The organism is Chitinophaga sp. sic0106, assembly GCF_019219075.1.
Taxonomy (GTDB): Bacteria; Bacteroidota; Bacteroidia; order Chitinophagales; family Chitinophagaceae; genus Chitinophaga.
In genome coordinates this window covers 117,575-141,385 of the sequence record NZ_JAHUWJ010000008.1, presented here as the reverse complement: position 1 = coordinate 141,385, position 23,811 = coordinate 117,575, and the positions used below count along the sequence as shown (strand labels likewise).

The following is a 23,811-nucleotide window of genomic DNA, read 5'->3' as shown; positions in this document are numbered from 1 at the left end:
TTTACACGCAAGCTATAAATTTGATACAATGTAATACCACAAAGGATTTAATAAGAAAAAATCCTGTAGTTTTATTTGTTTTTATTAATAAAATCAGGTACTTTTAATTTGTCATTTAAGAAGATAACGTCGTCATTCCTGATGATGTAATTATGAACAAATTAATAGCCTGGTGAGCTTCTAACATCCAGGCTTTTTTTCCACCCTTTATTTTGTTTTACCACAAGGTGAAATCACCCATAGCTATCAGGGTGGTCGAGTGATAGCATTCATAATACTTTTTTAAATGACAACATGTCCATTCAATTGTAAAAACGGCTGGGTATTTACCCGCCATCGCAAGATTAAGGGTATTATCGTACGACATCCTCACGGGGGTGTTTATAGATTCCCCTGTCGTTGCAGCATTGAAAAGTAGACAGCAGAAGATTGCATTTTAGAAGATGTAATCATTTGTGCGGTTGTTGCTCCGGAGGGTCACTTCGCGGGGGCAACCGCATTCACAGGGATGAACAATAAATATGGTAAACTGTATTATCGGACGCTTACCCCTGCCCAATATTTCCACAGGCCCTTACCTCCCTTACTCCACCTCTATCCATGGCTCATATTCCGGGAACTTCCTGAAAAATATCATCGCCGACATTACGTGCATCATGCCGACAGCATACCAGTTAACATCTCCCAAAATCATAAATAACAACACAAAACTGATCACCAGTATCCAACGCAAATGTACCTCCGCATTCATACGCGGATAATAGAGTAATACCCGGAACAAAATGAGCATAGATATGCCGGTAATAATACTGGTCAACAATGGTAACAGTGTAAAATGTCCGGCCGACTGAAAATATAAAATGATAGCTTCCGGAATCAGCATCAAAGCGTAAATACCTGGTACCCTGCTGTAATGCCGCAAGGTACTGATAGGCAAATTGAGCATAAATGGCAGGTAAATCTCATCGAAAGCCCGATGGTGAATCATCAATTGCGTATGCAACAACACACATACAATCATCCCTAACTGTAACGCACGTACGTCATAAAATTCACTCTGCCCCATCAGGAAGAATGTGAGCCACAGCACTGCCGCCGACCATAACTTCGTCGTAAATATTTTCCGGGGAAAAGCGGTAAACAACTCATAATAGAAGTACAATACCGGTGGCTTTACAAATAACTTATTCAACCAACGCGAAAACCAGGTACTCAGAAAAAATACATCCGGCTGCCACAATTTCTTCTCATAAACCCACATGGGCCAGATACACATAGCCACATTAAATAACAGTATTATTGCTGCCGGGATATAATAATGTTTATATATTCCAAAGACTGCCGCGATACCACCGTAGATAATAACCGGCAGATACATCCGGAAATGCTGGCGTAGCCATAAAGCCTTCCGATCACTGTCCGATAAACAAGTCAACGTATCATACAAAAAACTGTATTGCGGCAGTTGCAATGTTTTTATAATAAATCCGATGCATTTCAGATTATACAGTAACCACAGTCCCAATACCAGGGCCAGGAATCCACTGTTCGACAAAAACCCTTCCATCAGCCCCATATGGTAATACAACAGGTTAGCCCCATTTACTACGCCAAACAGGAAATAAAAAAGTACCAGGAAAAACCCGGTGTTTTCCACATAAAATCGGCGGACGAAAATCCGGTTTAATACACTCATGCTAGTTCAGTATGAGGTTTTTATTTTCAATAGTAAGTGTACCCGCCACGCTTAACTGAGCACCATCCAGCGGCTGATGGGAAGTAATGATGAAAGTCACCCCGGTGGCATAACTATCCCGGATAAACGCATAAAGCTGTGCCACCGTTTTGGTATCAATCGTAATCAAAGGCTCATCCAGCAGAATAACGGAAGGGTTTCCCACAAAAGCCAATAACAAGCTCAATTTCTTCAGCATACCACTGGAATAGCTGCTTACAGGGTTATTCACAAAGTTATCCACACCCATTTGCGCCAACATCTCCAATACCGGTTGCCGGTCCCCTCCTTTAGTCCTGAAATACAGCTCCAGTAAGTCTTTCCCAGTCAAATAAGCCGGGTATAACGGCTCTGCCTCGGCATAGTTGATCAGCCGGCGGTATTGAACCGGTTGGCTGCGACTATTCACCGCCCCGTTCAGCAAAATCTCCCCCTGAAAGGGCAGCAGCCCGGCGAGGACCTTCATGGTAGTGGTTTTTCCGGCGCCATTCTCCCCTTTTAACCAGTATATTCCCCGGGATAGCTCCAGCGCAGGAATATCCAGCACAGGAAACTCCTGGTACCGCTTGCGCACCGATTGCATCGCAATAACCTTATCGGCCATATGAAAATTATTAATGCTGTAAATATGAAAAATTGTATATAAATATCCTCAAATTGTCACATTTTTTCATCTACTTTTTTTCCATTGACCATCATTCACTTAGATAATTCAGTATAAAAATCAGGCATATATCTTGTTAGTTTACACACATAAAAAATATTCCAATGTGCTTTGCTAAAAATACATCAAAACATAGTACCAGCTTGATGTTTAATAATACCCACACTCTTTTTCCACACCTGTTGAAAACTATATCTCCCCTACTAACTTATCGCACTTACATTTGTAATCCTGGGCGTATGGATTTCGAAAGAAAGAATTGGAATTGATGTAGCGTGGTATAAAGATTTTTAGTCATGCTAACCCCCTAATGGAAAATCAGAAACCTTCGACAGTACCCATAAAATATTTATATGAACAACGAGAATGAAATTCTTTTAAAAGAGAACAAGGACCGTTTTGTGTTATTGCCGATCAACTACCCTAAAATCTGGGAGCAATATAAAAAGCACGAAGCGAGTTTCTGGACCGCAGAGGAAATTGATCTGGGCAGTGACTTAAAGGATTGGGGCAATCTGAATGATGGCGAACGTCACTTTATTTCACATGTACTGGCATTTTTCGCAGCTAGTGACGGCATCGTTAACGAAAACCTGGCGGTGAATTTCATGAGCGAAGTGCAGATCCCTGAAGCGCGCTGCTTCTACGGATTCCAGATCATGATGGAAAACATCCACTCTGAAACCTACGCGCTCCTGATTGATACATATATTAAAGATCCGGTTGAAAAAGACCGCCTGTTTCATGCGATCGATACCGTACCTGCGGTGAAGAAAAAAGCAGAGTGGGCACTCCGCTGGATTGAGAATGGTTCTTTCGCAGAAAGACTGGTAGCATTCGCCGCTGTAGAAGGTATCTTCTTCTCCGGTAGCTTCTGCTCTATCTTCTGGCTGAAAAAGCGTGGCCTGATGCCAGGACTCACCTTCTCCAATGAGCTGATCTCCCGCGACGAAGGCCTCCACTGCGAATTCGCCTGCCTACTCTACAGCATGCTGGAAAACAAACTGAGCGAAGAACAGGTGCATAATATTATCAGTAACGCAGTAGCCATCGAAAAAGAATTTGTGACGGATTCACTCCCTGTAGATCTGATCGGAATGAACGCCCGCCTGATGCAACAATATATTGAATTTGTTGCCGACAGATGGTTGTCTGAACTGGGCTACAGCAAAATTTACAACGCTACCAATCCTTTCGACTTCATGGAAATGATTTCCCTCCAGGGTAAAACCAATTTCTTTGAAAAACGTGTAGGTGACTATCAAAAAGCCGGCGTACTCGGCGGCAATAAAGAATCACAGACTTTCAGTCTGGAAGAAGATTTCTAATCTAAAGTTTTTCTAACCTCTTAAATTCACCACCCATGTTCGTAATTAAAAGAGATGGCAGGAAAGAAGCAGTGAAATTCGATAAAATCACTGCCCGCATCGAGAAGCTCTGCTATGGCTTCAACACAGAATATGTTGACGCAATTGATGTAGCTAAAAAAGTGATTCAGGGATTGTATGATGGCGTAACAACAACCGAACTGGACAACCTGGCCGCAGAAACTGCTGCCTCCCTTACAACAAAGCACCCGGACTATGCCCTGCTGGCTTCCCGCATAGCAGTTAGCAATCTGCATAAAAATACAGAGAAGTCGTTTTCCAAAACGATGAAAACCCTGTACGAATACATCGATCCAAAAATCAGCAAGCCTGCACCATTGCTCTCTGATGAAGTATACGAGATCATCGAGAAAAACGCAGAACTGCTGGATTCTACCATCATATACGACCGCGATTTCGCATTCGACTATTTCGGTTTTAAAACACTGGAAAGATCTTACCTGCTGAAAACCGACGGCCGTATCCGTGAACGTCCGCAACACATGTTCATGCGTGTGTCTGTAGGTATTCACAAAAACGATATCGAATCTGCCATCAAAACCTATAACCTGATGAGCGAACGTTGGTTTACACACGCTACACCAACGCTGTTCAACTCAGGTACACCAAAGCCACAGATGTCCTCCTGCTTCCTGCTCACCATGCAGGACGACAGTATCGAAGGTATCTATGACACCCTCAAACAAACGGCAAAAATCTCCCAGAGCGCCGGCGGTATCGGATTAAGCATCCACAACATCCGCGCTACGGGTTCTTATATCAGCGGCACCAACGGTACCAGCAATGGTATCATCCCAATGCTGCGCGTATTTAATGATACCGCACGCTACGTGGATCAGGGTGGTGGTAAACGTAAAGGCGCCTTCGCTATTTACCTCGAACCATGGCATGCCGATATCTTCGAATTCCTGGACCTGCGTAAAAACCACGGTAAAGAAGAGCTGCGCGCACGCGACCTGTTCTACGCCCTCTGGACACCAGACCTGTTCATGAAACGTGTAGAAGCAAATGGTGACTGGTCACTGTTCTGCCCTCACGAAGCACCAGGACTCCACGAATGCTGGGGTGAAGAGTTTGAAGCACTGTACGAGAAATACGAAAAAGAAAAACGTGCCCGCAAAACAGTAAAGGCACAGGACCTCTGGTTTGCCATCCTCGATGCGCAAATTGAAACCGGTAACCCATACATCCTGTATAAAGACGCGGCCAACCGTAAGTCCAACCAGCAAAACCTGGGTACCATCAAGAGCTCCAACCTCTGCACAGAAATCATCGAATACACCGATGCCAACGAGGTAGCCGTATGTAACCTGGCTTCCCTGGCACTGCCACGCTTCGTGATAGATGGTCAGTTTGATCACCAGAAATTATATGATGTAACCTACCAGGCTACCATCAATCTGAATAAAATCATCGACGAAAACTACTACCCTGTTGAAGAAGCAGAACGTAGTAACAGACGTCACCGCCCGATAGGCCTGGGTGTGCAGGGACTGGCAGATGCCTTTATCCTCATGCGCTATCCGTTCGAAAGCGAGGAAGCCAAACAACTCAACAGCGAAATCTTTGAAACCATCTACTTCGCTGCCATGACGGCCTCCAACGACCTGGCGAAAAAAGACGGCGCCTACGAAACCTACGCAGGCTCCCCTGCTTCAAAAGGTATCTTCCAGTTTGATATGTGGGGCGTAACACCTTCCACACGCTGGAACTGGGCAGATCTGAAAAAAGCAGTGAAAAAAGACGGCATCCGCAACTCTTTGCTGCTGGCACCAATGCCTACCGCCTCTACTTCACAGATCCTCGGTAACAACGAGTGCTTTGAGCCGTATACCTCCAACATCTACACCCGTCGCGTACTGAGTGGTGAATTTGTGGTAGTAAACAAACACCTCCTCAAAGACCTTGTAGAACTGGGCCTGTGGGATAACGATATGAAGAATAAAATCATTGCTTACAATGGTTCTATCCAGAATATCAACGAAATCCCTACCAATATCAAGGAATTGTATAAAACAGTATGGGAAATCAAACAACGTAACATCATCGATATGGCTGCGGACCGCGGTGCATTTATTTGCCAGTCGCAATCCCTCAACCTGTTCGTAGATACACCTACCACCGGTAAACTTACTTCCATGCACTTCCACGCCTGGAAAAAAGGTCTCAAAACCGGTATGTACTATCTGCGTACACAGGCAGCCGCTCAGGCCGTACAGTTCACTGTTGAAAAACAGGCCGGACAACAAGTACAACCTGTAGTAGGCACTAAAGAGCCTTCTATCGACGATATTCCTGTAGGTGCTGTTTGCACCATGGAAGAAGGTTGCGTTACCTGCTCCGCGTAATAACAACGGGTTATAAATTAGTAAGTACAGAAAAGGCCACCTTCTTATCAAGGTGGCTTTTTTCTATTCAGCAATGTGCATAATAATTAACTTCGCTGGATAAATCCTTATCCTACATGAAACAAATTTCAGTAGCTGCCTGCTTATTATTTCTTGCAGCCTGCTCTACAAAAGACCCCGTGTCACCAATCACACCGCCTGTCAAAGATTCCGCAAAAGTAGAAATCATAGTGTATGACGGTACCAAATGGGCGAGTAATAAACCATATGGTGAAGAACGCGCAGGTGTAACCGTAAATCTTTACAAATCACAAACAGATTTTGCGCAAAACAAAGTTGCATACACTAGGGTAACCGATGCCTCCGGAAAAGCTTCTTTCTCCCGCATTCCAAATGCGGAATACTACATTGAGGCAAAACTGGATACACTCACCAACATGCCCGTACGTAACGGCAACAAAGGGTTCGCCTGCGACTCCCTATTCCAGCAATACAATGCAATAGCATTGGAACCCGAGCAGCTACCTTACGGAGGCAATTTCATCTATAAAGACCTGAATGGGGACGGCTTACTGAACAACAATGATTATACTGATCTCCCTTACCAGCATATCCAGGCAGACAGCTTAAAAAGTACCAGCACAAGGATAATCATTGGAGTAGGTACCAATTCAGAATATCAGCCATTTGCTACAAGACAGGCAGCAGAAGAAGCACTTACTTCCCTTTATAACGATGTGCACTTGTGGCACCAGCAGGTAGCCGTTTTTGACGCAGTACTTACAGATGATGCCAACTGCTCAGGCATTCCAGGATTATGCGAGATTGACAATTACACATTTGGCGCTCACAGCAACAGCATTGCCTCTATCTGGAACAACGGTATTAATATCATCAACAAAGCAAATCGTATCTGGAGATATGCACCTGCAGTAACAAAGGACAGTATTACTTCTTCACATGCAGAGGGCCTGACCGGATATGTGCTGATGCAGCTTATCGATTTATATGGTAATGCTCCGATTTATTATTCCCTGCAACCTCCGGCAAACCTCACATTATACCCCGAGAGTCAAGCCCGCGATATGATAGGTAGTTTCTTCGGGATTCCTTCGGCGTACCTGCCACACCTGAATAAAAATAATCCTGACCGCAGCAGGCTTTCAATTGAAGCTTTACAGGCACTCATGCTTCGCAATGATATTAACAACGGTAACAATGTATTAAACTACAACCTTCCCCTTAATAATGACAGTGCAGTCGTGCTGGAAAACGGCAGGTACAACTCCTATACCTCCAGCAATAGTCGCGAAATTATATGGGGCGACACTAAAGAAATCAGCAATGCTGATCTGAAGACCATTTTCACTAAAGGTAAATACCTACCGATCATTAACCTCAACCAGGTAATCACTCTCCAGGCAGAAAAGTATATAAAATCCAGCCAGTATGATGCCATCTATATAGATCAGGCCATTGGCATGCTCAATATGATCACCGCCAGGTCTGGAATCGCCAGCTATCCGCAGCCTACTGCCATGAACCAGCAACAGGCAATGGAAAAAGTAATATTACAGACAAGAGCGGATCAGTCAGGCGATGGCTATACCATGTTATCGCTCAGACGTTGGAATATTCAGCTGAACACGTTGGGACCACTTGGCTTCAAACCTTATAATGCGCTGATGCCGGTGCCGCAGTCGTTTGTGGATAACTATCCGAATACTATACAAAATCCAGGATATTAATTTAGGGAGATGCGGGTGTCGCCAATGACAGCCGCATCTTCACTCCAGTACTCGTTTACAAACGCCAGCAGCACCTAAAGGCCAAGTTAATGCATATCAGGTTTATAACCCGGAGGATAGATAGGTCGTTGGAAATACTCTTATATACTTATAAAGATATGAGCCTGGCCAATAATAAAATTTCTCTTTCCATCCTCATTTGCTGCATTGCAATTAGCGCCGATGTATTAGCACAATTACCATTTGAACTGGTCAAAACGGTGCCTGTACCTGAGCTTAAACGCGTCAAATGCACCGCTGAAGAAACAAAAGCAGGCATTATCAGAAAGTACTATGGTGAATACATGTATACCATAGAATACATGGCCCTCAAAAAAGATGGACATTTTACAAGAACCATCAGTGACTGCACCGATCAACTAAACAGTCATGGTACGTGGCAAATTAATAATCATGTTCTAACACTGAACAGCACCTTTCAACATGGAAACCTTCCTGTTATACTGGCGGATACTACCAGTGGACACTATATAAACGATATTCCCATTGCGATAGTAAGAAATAATAGTGATCTGGAGGAAAAGATACAGGTTGTACTAAATGACTCCATTTTATGTGAACCTAACCTCGGCGCCTTTTGGAGTACTCCGCCCAAAATATTAAAACGTGTGCAAGTGGTGTATCCCTACGGTGTGGCTACACCTATTATCCCCATTGCACCCGGAAATCGTAAGGTGGCGTTAAAAATATTAACAGGGGAGCCGCTGAACAATTTCGTTGTAATGAAAAATGTGCATTATCGTATCAAAGGCAGGAAACTGATACCGCTGTAACAATAATCCCCCGGTTGGAGATACCAGGGGATTATGATCAATTATATTAATCTAAACGACTACTCACCTTCCTCAAACCCCCATTGCTCCAGCAACGCATTATACTGCGCTTCCGGCAATCCCGGCTGATCATAATGCCCTGCCAGTGTTTTTTGTCGCATCGCTTCATAAATGCTCACTGCACAGGCTACAGAAATGTTGAGCGACTTAATAATCCCCATCTGCGGAATGATGAAATTACCATCCACCCGCTTAAGCAACTCCTCGCTTACACCAAAATGCTCATTACCAAATACTAACGCCACAGAGCCGGTAAAATCAATATCATACAAACTCACCGCATCATGTGCCAGATGAGTAGCCATTATTTTGTCGTATTTGGCTCGTAGCGCTGCCATACAGGCCTCTAAATTATCAAATTGATGTACGGTGAGCCATTTGGCTGCTGAACTGCTGCTTCTGGCCCCCCATTTCTTGTGGCGGGGAATCATCGTATTCAATACATAGATTTCCTGTATACCAACGGCATCGCATGTACGCATTACTGCGGAAATATTGTGCGGGTCCTGCACATTTTCCAGCACTACCGTCAAATTTCCTTGTCGCTTATTTAGAACAGACAATAATCTTTCCCGTCTTTCTGGTGTCATATCAAAAAAAATATTTATCCTGAAGGCCGTAAAATTACGAAATAAGGTAATTTCACCCCACATTATTAAATCTATACAAACCTATGCTCAAGAAGATCCTGAAAATTGTGGGTATCACAATTATCGTCTTGATTCTCGCTGTTATTGCCATTCCATACTTCTTTAAAGACAAGATTATGGCCAAGGTGAAGTCGGAACTCAACAACCAGCTCAATGCCAAAGTGGACTTTAAAGACGTGGACATCAGCCTTATCAGGCATTTTCCCAAGCTGTCCGTGGCCCTGGAAGACCTCAGTGTTACCGGGAAAGACCGCTTTAAGGAAGACACCCTGGTAGCAGTTAAGAACATTGATGTGGCACTCAATCTAATGAGTGTTATTAAGGGAGATAAAATGGAAATCTATAACATCGCCCTCGAACAGCCACGCATACACGCAATTGTGGATAAAGACGGACATGCCAACTGGGATATCACCAAGCCAGACAGCAGTGCCCAGTCGCCCGCTGATACCAACAAAAGCAGCTTCGCGCTTAGCCTCAGCAAATACAGTATCTCTGACGCCTATGTGAGCTACGATGACCGCCAGGGTAATATGTTTATGGAAGTAGCCGGCCTTAATCACTCCGGTAACGGCGACTTCACACAAGACCAGTTTACCCTCAACACCCATACCGACGCCGCCGGCGTTACCTTCAAATATGGACTGATCCCCTACCTCAGCCAGGTAAAAACCAACCTGGATGCCACTATCCAGATTGATAACAACACCAGCACCTACACGCTGAAAGATGCCAAAGCATCTCTTAACAACCTGGTACTCAATTTCAAAGGCCTCTTCAAATTTGTAAATGATACCACCTATGGTATGGACTTCAAATTTAAATCGCCCGGCAACGAATTTAAAGACCTCCTGTCTTTAGTACCCGCCATCTACGCCAGTGATTTTGAAAAGATCAAAACCAGTGGTAAAGCCGCCTTTGAAGGTTTTGTAAAAGGTAACTACAACAGCGTACAAATGCCTGCCTTCGGCCTCAACCTGGCCGTAACAGATGGTTTCTTCCAATACCCTGACCTGCCAAAACCAGTGAAAAACATTCAGCTGGTGGTAAATATTACCAACCCCGACGGCGTACCGGATCATACCGTGGTAGACATGCCTAAAGGTCACCTCGAAATGGATAATACACCGCTGGACCTTCGCATGCTCGTTAAAACGCCGGTATCCGACATGTACGTGGACGCCGCCGCCAAAGGAAAACTAGATCTCTCCACTATACCCCAATACGTAAAACTGGAAGCCGGTACTGCCTTACAGGGTATACTGGACGCTGATATCAGCGCCAAAGGCAATATGAGCGCAGTGGAAAAAGCACAGTATGATAAATTCTACGCCGCCGGTACCCTGCAACTCAGCAACCTGCTGTATAAAAGCAAAGACTACCCGGACGGCGTAAAGGTGAATAACCTTTTCCTCCAGTTCAATCCTAAAAATGTAACAGTAAAAGACCTCAGCGCCGACTACCTGGGGTCACATTTTGAAGCCAACGGTGAAGTGAATAACCTCCTCGCCTATACGCTGAAAAATGAAGCACTGGACGGTAAATTCAATCTGAAAGCAGACCAGATCAACCTGGATAAATGGATGGCCACCACTACCACTGCCCCGGCAGCAGAACAACCTGCTGCAGCTGCCAGCGACGCACCTTTCCCGGTACCCGCCAACCTCAACATCGCCCTGCAGGCGAATGTTGGCAAAGTACACTACGATAAGGTAGACCTCAACAACGTTGCCGGCGCACTCTCCGTAAAAGATGAAACCGTGACCATGAACCAGCTGAAAGCCGATGCACTGCAGGGAACCATGGCCATCAGCGGTAGCTATAGCACCAAAGTGAGCAAACTCAATCCGGATATCGATCTTACCTACGACGTACAGCGCGTGGATATTCAGCAAACATTCAATGCCTTCAATACCGTACAAAGCCTCATGCCTATCGGTAAGTTCCTGAATGGTAAGATCTCCTCACAACTCACCATGCATGGCAAACTGGGGAAAGACATGATGCCGGACCTCAAAACCCTCACCGGCGACGGTAACCTGCTGCTCATCGAAGGGGTTCTGAAACAGTTTGCTCCCGTGGACCAGCTCGCCAGCAAACTGAATATTTCTCAATTGAAAGATATCAGCCTGCGCGATATCAAAAACTACTTCGCCTTCGAAAATGGTCGCGTTAAAGTGAATCCATTTAAGATAACGGTGAACGGCGTACGAATGGATATTGCCGGCAGCCATGGCTTCGACCAGTCGCTCGATTACAGCCTGCAACTGGCACTGCCACGCAGTTTAATGGGCTCCGCCGGGAATACCCTGGTTAACAACCTGGCATCACAGGCGCAAAGCAAAGGTATTCCGGTACAGCTGGGCGACAGCGTACACCTCTCCGTAGCAATGGGTGGCTTCATGCTGAAGCCTTCCCTACAAACAGACCTCCGCGAAAGTGCCAACAATATTAAATCACAGGCTACCGCACTCGTAAAAGATAAGGTGGATACCCTGAAAAGCGCCGTGCGCGATTCCGTAAACAACCTGAAAAACAACGCTGTAGCTGCTGCTAAAAATGAACTGAAAAATCAGCTGCTGGGTAAAAAAGACAGCACCACCACCAGCAGTGGTAATGCTGTGCAGGATATCAGCAAGCAGGCAGGCGAATCCGCCAAAGGCGTGATCAAAGGCCTGTTTGGTAAGAAGAAGCCAGCGGCAACGGATAGTACGAAGAATTAGTTTCTTACATAAACTCAAATATTAAACCGATAGCGTAGGCTATCGGTTTTTTTGTGCCGCAAATTTGTCCGGTTAAAAATAAATGGCATTAAAGCAATACGAACAGAAAAGCTCACAGGCGCCATTCTGTACATGCAGCATGCTGTTAATTACATGAGTGACAGCAGGCTATTTCTTCGTCCGTAAAATAGGATGAGTCCAGGTTTTTTCGTAACTTTTACTACCCAAAACCGGACAGCCATGATCACCTCATTTGTGCACAGCACCTATTGCAATGCAGCCCTGTTTGGAGGCCTGTTGTTTGTTATAATGGGATACCTCATTGCACGCTTCCCGCCGAAAAGCGTGAATGCGTGGTACGGCTACCGCAGCTTTCTCTCCACCCGCAACCAGGAAATGTGGGAAGCTGCCAACAAAGACGCCGCCTTCGTTTCCAAAAAAGTAGGATTTGTACTGATGCTGATAGGCATTTGCTGCGCCCTGATTTTTGACCGCCAGTCCGACTGGTTTATGTACATCACCGTAGGCACGCTGGTGGCAGGTGTACTCTATATTGTAGGCGATACGGAGTGGATGCTCAGCAATGAATTTGACGATGATGGTAATCGCAAGAGTCCCCCGAAATTGTAGAAATATGACACTTCTTATTATATAAAAAGCAAACTTTGCTGTCTGAAGAATCAATAAAGGAATCTATGACAGACAGCACAATTCAGTTGAAACCCATCCAGGAAAAAAACATAGGAATAGCCACCCTGCTGGCTTTTGCTATGATACCCCTGTCGGGCTTTGCCACCGACATTTACATCCCCTCCCTTCCGGGGATGACTGCCGCCCTCGGCATCAGCAACAGCCAGGCACAGCTTACCTTAAGTTTATTTTTGATCAGCTACGGCGTGGCACAACTATTTGTGGGTGGCCTGCTCGATAGCTACGGCCGTTATAAAATTTCGCTTTTCTCCATTCTGATATTTGGTTTGAGTTGCGTTGTGATTGCCAACACGAACAGCATATACGTCATTTACGCCATGCGGGTGGTACACGGCATTACCATTGCAGCCACCGTGGTAGCCAAGCGCGCTTTTTTTGTGGATTTATTTTCCGGGGAGAGATTAAAACACTACCTGAGTTTATTTACCATTATCTGGTCCACTGGCCCTATTGTGGCGCCCTTCATCGGGGGATATCTCGAAGTGAGCTTTGGATGGGCATCTAATTTTTACTTCCTGGCGATCATTGCGGGAGTACTTTTTGTGCTGGAAGCTATTTTCAGTGGCGAAACATTAAAGCATGCGACAGTTTTTCATCTCACCAAAATTACCAGGATATACACTGAAATGCTGCAAACCGGGAGTTTTGTACTGGGTATACTCATGCTGGGCCTTGGCTACAGCATGGTAATGGTGTACAATATGTCCGGCCCGTTTATCATTGAACACCACTTCAACTTTTCCCCGGTGGTAACCGGCTACTGTTCACTGCTATTGGGCTTCGCCTGGCTGGTAGGCGGGTTCACCGGCAAAGCCCTCATCAACAGGCCTTTCAATCGGAAAATAACTACCAATGTAGTGTTGCAGCTACTATATGCCGTGATCATGCTGCTCACCTTACAACGCCTGCATACACTGCCGGTAATACTGTTGTTTGCGTTTCTGATTCATGTGAGTGCAGGTTTCACACATAATAACTATTTCACCTACTGCCTGTCGAAATTCCCGAAAAATGCGGCCATCGCGGGTGGATTAACCGGTGGTTTGTGCAACGTAATTGTGTCACTGCTGAGTTATGTGATGACTGCCATCATTCCGGCAGGTGATGGTGGGAATCTGGGGGTGAGCTATCTGGTGCTGATACTGGCGTCGATAGCAGTGATGTGGCGGGTGAATGTGATAAGTAAAAAAGTCGCTCTGTAGAGACGGACTGCGTCCGTCTCCTCTACGGATGAGACGGACGCAGTCCGTCTCTACATTTCGCTAATTACATTTTTTTTCTATTTTAGCCCCCCATCAGTGCTTTAACCCTGATGCCCAAACCTATGTTTCCATTTCCATTTTGGAGCGATTATTATTTTCTCTTCATCATTTTCCAGCTTCTTTGTGTATACCACGCCTACCGCCACAATAACCGTGAAGGCATATACCTCACGCTATTCCTGCCGGTAATCGGCTCCCTCATTTATTTCTTCCAGGAGATACTGCCGGACATTACCAGTGGTACACTCGTTCAGAATCTCCAGCTTGCTTTATGGCCTGATGGCAGGGTAAAAGAGTGGGAAAAAAAGGTGCAGATGGCAGGCACCATTACCAATAAAATGCAGCTGGCAGCTGCTTACGGACATCGCAAAGCATATGATAAAGCCATTCAGCTTACGCAGGAATGTGCCCAGTCCTATGCCGCCGATCAGGGGATTTTTTTACAGCTGGCACGCTTGCAGTTTATGAACAATCAATTTGCTGAAAGTCTCGCCACCTTTGATAAAGTGAATAGTTTTAAAGGCGTTCGCATGGTGAATACTGCAGATGAACTGATGTATGCACAGGCGCTTGAAGCCACTGACAACACAGCAAAAGCAGAAGAAGCCTATAGGAAAATTATCCAGGTACATCATTCCCTGGAAGCAATGTATTATTACGGGCTGCTGTTGAAAAGGCAGGGCCTCACGCAGGAAGCCAGGGAGCAATTTGAGAGAACGAAAGCGGAGATCGGATTACATCCAAGGTATGTACGAAGGACTATTCGCAAGTGGGTTTGGCTATCTAGAAAAGAATTAGCTACGCTAAAATAATTTTTCCCGGGCAGTTCCAATTAACACCCAGGGTGTCAATTGGAACTGCTCAGGTCAAAGATTATGGTCTTCCCTGAATATCATGATCAGGCACATTGTTATACATTTTCTTCATTTCTTCCAGCTTGGCTTTACCATAGGCCAGTTTGGTGATCACCACAAACAGTACCGGTACAATAAAGATCGCCAGGAAGGTAGCGGTAAACATACCACCCAATACCGTCCAACCCATGGTTTTACGTGCTTCCGCACCGGCACCGGAGGCCAGTACCAGCGGCATAATACCCAGGAGGAAAGCCAGGGAGGTCATGATGATAGGTCGCAGACGCAGCTTGGCGGCTTCCACAGCGGAGGTGACTACGTCCATTCCTTTATCCACACGCTCTTTCGCAAACTCTACGATCAGGATCGCATTTTTAGCCGCCAACCCGATCAGCGTGATCAGACCAATCTGTGCATATACGTTGTTACTCAGTTTAGGCAAGAACGTTAGTACGAGGATGGCACCGAATGCACCGATAGGTACTGCCAGCAGTACGGAGAACGGTACGGACCAGCTTTCGTACAACGCCGCCAGGAACAGAAATACGAATATAATTGACAGCGCAAAAATGTATACGGTTTTATCTCCCGATAACAACTCCTCCCTACTCAAACCAGAGAACTCGTACCCATAACCTTCCGGTAATTCCTGGGCAGCCACTTCTTTCAGTGCTTTGATAGCATCGCCGGAGCTGTAGCCCGGTGCAGGGTTACCGTTGATTTCCGCGGAACGGAACAGGTTATAGTGAGAAATAACCGGCGCGTTTTCTACTACTTTGTAAGATGTTAATGCACTCAGGGGCACCATGTTACCGGCAGTATTGCGGACAAACAGCTGACTGAGGTTCTTGATATCTCCACGGTAGGAAGAATCCGCCTGTGTTACCACTCGGAAGTTACGGCCGTAGATGGTGAAGTCGTTGATGTAAGCACTACCCATATACGTTTGCAGGGCAGTTGCAATATCAGAGATTTTCACGCCCATTTTCTTCGCTTTTTCGCGATCGATGTCCAGCTGATACCCCGGCGTACGTGCAGTGAAGAAGGAGAAAGCCCTGGAAATTTCCGGACGTTGATTCACCTTGGCCACAAAGTTTTGCAGCACGCTTTCAAATGCTTTGATATCGCCGGCAGTACGCTGCTGTAATACGAAGGAGAAACCGGCCGTTTGACCCAGCCCCGGAATCGCAGGCGGTGGAATCACGACGAGGTTGGCCTCTTTATATTTCGACAGTTTTTTCTGCAAGGTAGCTACCAGGCCGAATACCTGTAAGGAATCAGGTTTACGCTCATCCCATGGTTTCAGCTGACAGAAGATGGTACCACTGTTGGATTTTGTGGAGAAGTTCACCGCGTTCAGGCCTCCCAGTGCTGCGTAGTGCGCAATACCAGGCGTTTCGTCGAGGTCCTTCATCATCTGCTGCATGACGGATACCGTACGCTCTGTGGAAGAAGATTCCGGCAGGTCGAAGGTAATGATCACACGTCCCTCATCCTCTGTAGGAATAAAGCCGCTTGGCTTGGCCTTGAATAACATGGCCGTACCTACGAAAATACAAAGGAGCAGCACCAGTGCCAGGCGGGAGTACTTGATCGTTTTCTTCACGCCCATGGAGTACCTGGAGGTAGTATGTCCGAACCAGCGGTTGAACTTAAAGAAGAACTTGTTCAGACCTTTGGAATCTTTGTCGAGATGCATCGGACGCAGGATCAGGATACACAGTGCTGGTGTGAGTGATAATGCCACAAACGCAGAGATCAGTACAGAGATAGCGATGGTGATCGCAAACTGCTGATACAGACGGCCTACGATACCAGGTATAAAACCTACCGGTACGAACACCGCTGCGAGGATGAGCGCAATCGCTATCACCGGCCCGGAAATCTCTTTCATGGCCTGTATGGTAGCGTCTTTGGGCGACATCTTCTCATGATCTATATTATGTTGCACTGCCTCCACCACCACGATGGCATCATCCACCACGATACCGATGGCCAGTACGAAACCGAAGAGGGTCAGCGTATTGATGGTAAAGCCGAGTGGGATGAAGAAGATGAAGGTGGCGATGATGGACACCGGAATCGCGAGGATCGGGATAATGGTTGCCCTCCAGCTTTGCAGGAAGAGGAACACCACCAATACCACGAGTATCAGTGCTTCCACGAGCGTATGTACCACCTCTTCGATAGATACTTTCACTACGGAAACAGATTCGAATGGTACTACGTATTCCACGTCGTTAGGGAATGCCTTTTTCAGGTCTTCCATAGCTGCGGTTACGTTGGCGGCAGTTTCTATCGCGTTACTACCTGGTGCCTGGTATACCAGGAGATAGGCAGCGCGGCGGCCATCCACGAAGTTGTTACCGGAGTAGTTGAATTTACCCAGCTGAATGCGGGCAACATCTTTCAGGTATACGATGGACCCGTCGCTGGGGCGGGTTTTGATGATGATATTCCCAAATTCCTCCGGTGTTTGCAAACGACCTTTGGTGAAGATGTTGTATTCAAATGTTTGCCCTACCGGCTGTGGCGGGGCTCCTACGGAACCTGCGGTGATCTGGGCATTTTGTTCCTGCAGGGCGGCGCGGATTTCATCAGCGGTTACGCCCATTTGCGCCAGCTTATCAGGCTTGAGCCAGATACGCATGGAGAAGTCATCCGCGCGGGTGAAGATATCACCTACTCCTTTTGCGCGGAGCAGGGCATCTTTCACATATACGTTGGTATAGTTATCCAGGAAGGTGATATCGTGTGTGCCTTTGGGTGAGTACAGGGCTACGAGCATGAGGATGCTCGGGTTACGCTTTCTCACGGTAAGGCCTAAACGCTGTACTTCCTGTGGCAGGGTAGGCTGTGCGATACCTACGCGGTTTTGTACGTCGAGGGCGGCGATGTTGATATCTGTACCTACTTCGAAGTTAACGGTCATACTCATCTGACCGGCACTTGTATTATTGGTAGAGATATAAGTCATACCGGGGGTACCGTTTACCTGTACTTCTACGGGGGTAGCTACGGTTTGCTCCACGGTTTGGGCATCGGCGCCGGTGTATGTGCCGGTTACCTGTACGGTGGGCGGGGAGATTTCCGGATACTGCCCGATCGGCAGGCTCGTCATCGCCAATAATCCCACCAGCACCAGTACGATAGAAATCACTATCGCTGTTACCGGTCTTTTGATAAAAGTATTTGCAATCATGATCTAGTGTTGAGTCTCGTGAACTTATTTCTTCGCTGCTGCGGCGCCTTGCGGAGCGGCAGGTGTACCTAATTGAATCTTGCTGCTATCACGAAGGCGCTGGAATCCTTCTGTAATAACTTTATCACCTTGCTGGAGTCCTTCCATGATTACAATCTGATCGCGCATTCTTGGTCCGAGATGCACTTTACGTTGGATGGCGATGCTGTCTTTGGCCACAAATACAAAGTATTCACCCATTTGCTCGGTGAGGGCTTTGTAAGGGATGATGAGGCGATCGCCGGATTGTTGGTTGAGTACGTTGAGTACGCAGCTCATACCATCTTTCAGTTTATCATCCGGGTTGTTGAATTCGATACGTACCCGGATGGTGGCGGTTTGGTTGTCCACGCCCCGGTCTACTGCCAGCAGGCGGCCGTTGAGCGGATACATGGAGCCATCGGATAATTGGAGGCGGAACGTGGTATCGCCGGCGGTGGACTTACCTTGTAATTCCGCGTAGCGGGCGATATCGGTTTCGTTTACCACGAAATCCACTGCAATCGGGTTTTCGCTGGAGATGGTGTTGAGCAGCGTGGTACCCGGACTCACCTGTGCGCCTAAACGAACCTGTGAGATACCGATACGGCCGGTAAACGGCGCTTTGATGAGGGAGTAGTCCAGATCCGTGCGGGCGGCGAGCAGGCTGGCCTGGGCAGCAGCGAGCTGGCTGCGGGAAGTTTCCAGGGCTGCTTCCGCGTTATCGAGGATCTGACGGGCTACGGCATCTTGTTCGGCGAGGCGTTTATAGCGGTCGTCATCTTTTTTAGCTTTGTTATAGTTAGCCTGTGCGCTGGCGATGCTGGCTTCCGCCTGGCGGTAGGCAGCTTCGTATTTGCGGCGGTCGATTTCATAGAGGACTTTGCCTTTCTGCACTACTTCTCCTTCCTGGAAGAAGATGCCGGTGATAAAGCCGGATACCTGTGAGCGCAGTTCCACCTGGTTGAGTGCTACCACGCTGGCCGGGAACTTATCGTAATACACCGCCGGGGCAATGTTGGCTTCCACGGTGTTTACCGCTGTAGGGGGCAAAGCGGGTGCGCCTTTTTGTCCAGGACCTTTACAGGCAGAGAAGGCAAGCATGCCGGCAGCGCTTAAAAAGACAAAGTGATTCATTTTTTTCATATCCGTTCCGGTTACCATTTAATAGTTTACTGTTAATGTTCCTAATGCTTTCTGCAGATCAATTTTGCTGCTCAATACCTGGTACATGGCGTTGTAGTAGCTCAGTTGAGCCGTACGCAGTTCTGTTTCGGATACGAGCACCTCGAGATAAGTTTTGATCCCTTCCTTGTATTGCAGCTGCAGCATGTTATATACGTCCTGTGCCATGGCTACATTTTCTTTCAGCGTCGTATAGTCGTTGAGGTTACTTCTGTAGGCCGACATTGCCTGTGTGTATTCCGTATTTACAGCTTTATCCAGGGCTTCGAAATCCCATTCGTTGCGTTGCAGCTGGAGTTCGGCCATTCTGATATTATGCACGCGTTTACCACCCTGGAAGATAGGTACAGAGAATTTTACGCCTAACAGGGAGTTAGGGTAGTTGGTGCTGTACAGCTGTCCGAAGTTTTGGTTTTGCCATGCGAAGGCATAGTTTACAAAAGCCGAAACATTGGGGATAAAGCTCCATTTATTGTATTGGATGTTTGCCTGCAGCAAGCTCTGTTGCGTTTGGAGCAGCTGGTATTCGATACGGTTATGATAGTCGGCGACTATGCTGGTATCGCTGCTGTTTACTTCCGCTGCCAGTCGGGAGGTATCGCTGGAGATAGGTACATCCGGGCTGGTGGCGGGGTATCCCATGAGTTGCTTGAGGTAGGCCTGTTTGGCGGTTACCAGTTCCAGCGCAGTTTTGCGTTGGGCTTTAGCATTGTTTAGGGAGATGCTGGCGCGTTTATAGTCAGTTTTATCGACCACACCACTTTCGTACTGATTCACTGCGTCTTTGAGCGAGCGTTCCAGGCGAAGGATATCTTCGTTCAGCACATTAATTTGCTGGTGGGTAAGCAGCACGTCGTAGTAGGCTTTGCTAACGCTGGCCACCACTTCTATCCTGTTGCTGGTGGTGGTTTGTTTGGTTTGCTTACGTACATCTCTGGCGGTATTGCTTGCCAGGAGGAGATCGCGGGTAAACAGGTTTTGATTTAAGGTAAACGTGGCACCGGAGGTATTGGCTACGCCTACTTTGGTAGGATTCCCACCGAAGATAGAAGTAGGCAGTTCCAGGTAGTGCTGCAGGTTTGCGTCCAGCTGTACCTGCGGGTACCAGTCGGCCAGTTTACTTTTGATGGTGCGGTCGGTGATGGCTTCATCGATCAGCGACTGATGGATCAGTGGCTGATTGGCCAGTGCATAACGGATACAATCCTGCAGGGAGGCGGAAGTCAGCAGAGAGTCCGATGATTGCTGCGCGTGAAGCTGGCCGGAGAATAACATTCCGCACGACACAGCTAACAGGTAAAATGCTCTTTTCATAAAAGGCTTTTGACATTCAGTTCTTCGTTGTTCCAATCTCAGACAATAAAAGGGAGGTAACGTACAGGTGTATACGTAGATACATAGTATGTATGGCCAGATTATCGTCCTTTATAATGCAAATCCATAAGACCTGCAAAAAGTTCAGTGCATTCAATTACTAATGCTGTGCAGTCGCAGATAACAGGTAGGTGTTTAAGTTAACACACTCAGGTAGTAGGTTAGCAACGGGTTTATGCTGCCGTTTTAGGTAAATTTAAACGAGGCGCTAAGATAGTATACTAAAAAGAAAAATCCACCCATATGGGTGGATTTTAACAATTAGATGAAGTTAGCCGCCGGTCATCATTTATTCCGACCGCTAACAATATGTTTTTCTGCGTGGTAGGAGGAACGTACTAACGGTCCGGCCTCTACGTAGTCGAGGCCCATGTTATATCCTATTTCGCGTAATTCTGCAAATTCGTCCGGGTGTACGAAGCGTACCACGGGGAGGTGTTTAGGTGTTGGCTGGAGGTATTGTCCGAGGGTTACTACATCGCAACCGTTATCGTACAGGTCCTGCATAGCCTGCACCACTTCTTCTTTGGTTTCGCCGAGGCCGAGCATGATACCGCTCTTGGTGCGCATACCACCTTCTTTGAGGCGGCGGATCACTTCGAGGCTGCGGTGGTATTTAGCCTGGATACGTACTTGTTTGGTCAGGCGCTCTACTGTTTCCAGGTTATGGGAAACGATTTCCGGCGCTGCATCGATGATGCGCTGGAGGTTTTCCCATTGGCCGCGGAAGTCGGGGATGAGCGTTTCCATGGTGGTATCCGGGTTGAGGGCACGTACCGCTTTGATGGTGTTGGCCCATACGATGGAACCGCCATCTTTGAGCTCATCTCTGTCCACGGAAGTGATAACGGCATGTTTCACTTTCATGAGGTAGATAGCTTCTGCTACACGCTGTGGCTCGTCGTTATCCACCGGATCAGGACGGCCGGTGGCTACGGCGCAAAATCCGCAGCTACGGGTACAGATATTTCCCAGGATCATGAAGGTGGCAGTGCCGGCACCCCAGCACTCACCCATGTTGGGGCAGTTTCCGCTTTCGCAGATGGTATGTAATTTATGGGTATCTACCAGGTTACGCACCTGTTTGTAGTTCTCGCCTATCGGTAATTTTACGCGCAGCCAGTCTGGTTTTTTCACTCTGGTGGTGGCCGGTTCGGCAGCTAATACGGGTAATTCTTGCATCGCTTACTCCTTTCTTTAGAAAAACAAAGGTAATACTTATCTCTTATTCCAGCGCTTCCCGAATTGAAGACCTACATAAGCGTTAAACATGAACTGTTTATTATAATCATTAATCATAATAGGTACTTTCTTGGTATACATTTCGAAGTTCACGCCACATTCCAGTGCACTTACTACTTCGTTGAAGTGTGCCCAGTCGAACCGCAGGCCCAGCTTGGCATGTACGCCGGGGATCACGCTCAGCTCGCCCCAGCCTTTCCCGAATCCGCCTGCACCGTAGATGGAGGCATCGTCTAGGAATACATCCGCGTAGGGTCCATTAGGATCATATTTAATATCTTCCAGGCGGTCGTTGCCGGCATTTACGCTCAGATAGTAGGGTTTCAGCAGGCCAATGGAGATACCACCGTAATAGATACCGGATACCTCTACCCCATTTTTATTGGCTTTGCCGCCGATCAGGTAGCGCTGGCCCACGCCAAATTTCACCGGGTAGAAGTTATTTTGCTTCCCGTAGATAAATGGACGGGCGCTAAAGCCCAGTGGTGTGATGGCCTGGAGCTTATCTTCCTTGGGACTTTTCTTTTCGGAGATTTCAAACTGGAAATAATTCACGATTTTCCGGCTTTTGCGATAGCCCAGCTCGAAGAAACCGCTCCAGCCGTCGGTATTCAGGCGACCTCCCAGGGAGAAATCGCGCTGGAATACGTTTTCCCCTTCTTCCTGTTCCTTGAAAACCTTTATTTTCTTCAGCTTACGCTGTTCTTTTTCTGTTTTGCCGGAATTGGTAGACGTGGTTTGTGCTGAAACTAAGCCACTGATCGCTGAAATAAGGATGATCAAGTATAATTTTTTCACAGTAATGGGCTGTTGATATAATTATTAAACGCTTTGCTAAAGGTATTGTTATGTTATGATAATTAAAAATACACTTATTTTATGGTTTGTTTACAATATGTAACTTGCATTCAAATCTAAAAACATAACCATGAATACAGCTGAAATTATATACACCGGCGAACTCCGCACCACTGCTACCCACCTGCAATCCGGCTCCGTGATTGAAACCGATGCTCCGGTAGATAACAATGGCCGCGGGGAAAGGTTTTCTCCAACTGACCTGGTAGCTACTGCCCTGGGCTCCTGCATGCTGACGATTATGGGTATGCGTGCCCGTGAGAGCAAGTGGAACATTGACGGCACCAAAGTGAGCATCAAAAAGATTATGGGTACCGACCCCCGCAGGATTGTAGGCGTGGATATTACTTTCGATTTCCCTGCCGGTCATGGTTTGGGCGAGAAGGAAAGGACCGTGCTGGAAAAGGCGGCGCATACTTGTCCTGTGGCGTATAGTGTGCATCCGGATATTAAGCAGACGGTGGTGTTTAACTGGTAATCCGGTAATTGAACGTTATTGGGGCAGGATAGGGATATCCTGCCCTTTTTTGTTCTGATAGCTGTCAGGCATGAATATATTAGAAAATAATGAAATCATTGAAATCAATACAGGAGCTGATCGCGGAAAAACTCAATGCCGGCATTCCATACCTCAGCAATCTCCTGAAGCCCGAAGTATACTACAATCAATACCTCGACGGAGCTTCTTCCATACTGGTGTCATTACTACAAACCCATCTGAGATCAAATGGAAACGGATGGGATACGGCAAAGTGGATGGATGATTGCCTTATAACAGCTTTTGGGTTAACTGACAAAGAGTTGTCTCTTGGTGGCATTGCCATATGGGGAAAAGGAAGAACTACTGAACAATGGACGGAACCTTTTTCTTTGAGGTGGCATTAAATAACCAGCAAGTTGATTTTTCAAGGTATTTGTTTTTGTATGGTGATATAGATCGGGAAACGGTAAGCTAT

General features: G+C 46.8%; 18 protein-coding genes. 10 read left to right on the top strand and 8 right to left on the bottom strand.

Annotation, left to right across the window (positions count from 1 at the left end; genetic code table 11):
* Window positions 1–583: 583 nt before the first annotated feature.
* Both KW844_RS14090 and KW844_RS14085 read right to left on the bottom strand, forming a co-directional pair.
* A complete protein-coding gene (locus KW844_RS14090) occupies window positions 584–1,696 on the bottom strand; it encodes a hypothetical protein (protein ID WP_218377426.1) in 1,113 nt (370 codons plus the stop codon).
* 1 nt (window position 1,697) lies between these two features.
* Window positions 1,698–2,339, bottom strand: coding sequence for an ABC transporter ATP-binding protein (locus KW844_RS14085; protein WP_218377425.1), 642 nt, complete (start codon window positions 2,337–2,339; stop codon window positions 1,698–1,700).
* Window positions 2,340–2,752: 413 nt separating this feature from the next.
* Here KW844_RS14085 and KW844_RS14080 point away from each other — a divergent pair, with 413 nt between their 5' ends.
* The 4 genes from KW844_RS14080 to KW844_RS14065 all read left to right on the top strand — a co-directional run bounded on the left by KW844_RS14080 (window position 2,753) and on the right by KW844_RS14065 (window position 8,716).
* Window positions 2,753–3,727, top strand: a complete 975-nt coding sequence (locus KW844_RS14080; protein WP_218377424.1) for a ribonucleoside-diphosphate reductase small subunit — start codon at window positions 2,753–2,755, stop codon at window positions 3,725–3,727.
* Between the two features lie 35 nt (window positions 3,728–3,762).
* Window positions 3,763–6,135, top strand: coding sequence for a ribonucleoside-diphosphate reductase subunit alpha (locus tag KW844_RS14075; protein ID WP_218377423.1), 2,373 nt, complete (start codon window positions 3,763–3,765; stop codon window positions 6,133–6,135).
* A gap of 116 nt (window positions 6,136–6,251) precedes the next feature.
* Window positions 6,252–7,883 (top strand): hypothetical protein, encoded by a 1,632-nt coding sequence (locus KW844_RS14070; protein WP_218377422.1) that lies wholly within the window; start codon window positions 6,252–6,254, stop codon window positions 7,881–7,883.
* A 158-nt stretch (window positions 7,884–8,041) separates the two neighbouring features.
* Window positions 8,042–8,716: a hypothetical protein gene (locus KW844_RS14065; RefSeq protein WP_218377421.1), complete on the top strand. Its 675-nt coding sequence runs from the start codon at window positions 8,042–8,044 to the stop codon at window positions 8,714–8,716.
* 59 nt (window positions 8,717–8,775) lie between these two features.
* Here KW844_RS14065 and KW844_RS14060 read toward each other — a convergent pair whose 3' ends face one another.
* Entirely contained in the window at window positions 8,776–9,366 is a 591-nt protein-coding gene (locus tag KW844_RS14060) for an RNA methyltransferase (protein ID WP_218377420.1), read from the bottom strand.
* Window positions 9,367–9,449: 83 nt separating this feature from the next.
* On the opposite strand from KW844_RS14060, the gene KW844_RS14055 reads away from it, so the two are divergent.
* The 4 genes from KW844_RS14055 to KW844_RS14040 all read left to right on the top strand — a co-directional run bounded on the left by KW844_RS14055 (window position 9,450) and on the right by KW844_RS14040 (window position 14,934).
* The gene (locus KW844_RS14055; protein ID WP_218377419.1) at window positions 9,450–12,149 is read left to right on the top strand and encodes an AsmA-like C-terminal region-containing protein; all 2,700 of its coding nucleotides are present in this window, start codon (window positions 9,450–9,452) and stop codon (window positions 12,147–12,149) included.
* A 240-nt stretch (window positions 12,150–12,389) separates the two neighbouring features.
* Window positions 12,390–12,779 (top strand): SdpI family protein, encoded by a 390-nt coding sequence (locus KW844_RS14050; RefSeq protein ID WP_218377418.1) that lies wholly within the window; start codon window positions 12,390–12,392, stop codon window positions 12,777–12,779.
* A 65-nt stretch (window positions 12,780–12,844) separates the two neighbouring features.
* Entirely contained in the window at window positions 12,845–14,062 is a 1,218-nt protein-coding gene (locus KW844_RS14045; protein ID WP_218377417.1) for an MFS transporter, read from the top strand.
* A gap of 122 nt (window positions 14,063–14,184) precedes the next feature.
* Complete coding sequence (locus KW844_RS14040; protein ID WP_218377416.1) at window positions 14,185–14,934, top strand: tetratricopeptide repeat protein; 750 nt, start codon at window positions 14,185–14,187, stop codon at window positions 14,932–14,934.
* Between the two features lie 61 nt (window positions 14,935–14,995).
* Here the strand turns inward: KW844_RS14040 and KW844_RS14035 are convergent, their stop codons facing one another.
* From KW844_RS14035 to KW844_RS14015, 5 genes are all read right to left on the bottom strand, one after another.
* Entirely contained in the window at window positions 14,996–18,178 is a 3,183-nt protein-coding gene (locus tag KW844_RS14035) for an efflux RND transporter permease subunit (protein WP_218377415.1), read from the bottom strand.
* Between the two features lie 24 nt (window positions 18,179–18,202).
* A complete protein-coding gene (locus KW844_RS14030) occupies window positions 18,203–19,342 on the bottom strand; it encodes an efflux RND transporter periplasmic adaptor subunit (RefSeq protein WP_218377414.1) in 1,140 nt (379 codons plus the stop codon).
* A gap of 18 nt (window positions 19,343–19,360) precedes the next feature.
* Complete coding sequence (locus tag KW844_RS14025; RefSeq protein ID WP_218377413.1) at window positions 19,361–20,695, bottom strand: TolC family protein; 1,335 nt, start codon at window positions 20,693–20,695, stop codon at window positions 19,361–19,363.
* A 345-nt stretch (window positions 20,696–21,040) separates the two neighbouring features.
* Window positions 21,041–21,937: a lipoyl synthase gene (gene lipA / locus KW844_RS14020; RefSeq protein ID WP_218377412.1), complete on the bottom strand. Its 897-nt coding sequence runs from the start codon at window positions 21,935–21,937 to the stop codon at window positions 21,041–21,043.
* A 36-nt stretch (window positions 21,938–21,973) separates the two neighbouring features.
* Entirely contained in the window at window positions 21,974–22,795 is an 822-nt protein-coding gene (locus KW844_RS14015) for a hypothetical protein (RefSeq protein ID WP_218377411.1), read from the bottom strand.
* Between the two features lie 130 nt (window positions 22,796–22,925).
* Here KW844_RS14015 and KW844_RS14010 point away from each other — a divergent pair, with 130 nt between their 5' ends.
* Together KW844_RS14010 and KW844_RS14005 are read left to right on the top strand one after the other, a co-directional pair.
* Entirely contained in the window at window positions 22,926–23,333 is a 408-nt protein-coding gene (locus tag KW844_RS14010) for an OsmC family protein (RefSeq protein WP_218377410.1), read from the top strand.
* A gap of 89 nt (window positions 23,334–23,422) precedes the next feature.
* Window positions 23,423–23,740, top strand: a complete 318-nt coding sequence (locus tag KW844_RS14005) for a hypothetical protein (protein WP_218377409.1) — start codon at window positions 23,423–23,425, stop codon at window positions 23,738–23,740.
* Window positions 23,741–23,811: the final 71 nt, after the last annotated feature.